Below are 272 nucleotides of genomic sequence, written 5' to 3' on the forward strand. Positions count from 1 at the left end.
AGAACGCGATGCCGACGCTGAGGCCGACATGGGAGAGATAGTCGTCGACCTCCAGCTCCTGGCCGATGGTCTCGACCAGGCGTTCGGCGAGCGCCAGAACGTCATCGCGGCTGATGTCGTCGGGCATCAGGATCATGAACTCGTCGCCGCCGATACGGGCGACAAAGGCGCCGTCGGCCTCCTCGGCAAGCCGGTCCGCCGCCGCCCGCATCAGCAGATCGCCGACGGGGTGGCCGAACACGTCGTTGACTTCCTTGAAGCGGTCGAGATCG

The 272-nt window shown here is 66.2% G+C and carries 1 protein-coding gene; it reads right to left on the minus strand.

Translation table 11 applies throughout. The features are described from left to right. On the minus strand, nt 1–272 hold a 272-nt coding region (locus tag AABA84_RS34810; protein ID WP_338314350.1), incomplete at both ends, for a GGDEF domain-containing protein.

Origin of the sequence: Bradyrhizobium sp. TM239 (assembly GCF_036247985.1) — a bacterium.
Taxonomy (GTDB): Bacteria; Pseudomonadota; Alphaproteobacteria; order Rhizobiales; family Xanthobacteraceae; genus Bradyrhizobium; species Bradyrhizobium ottawaense.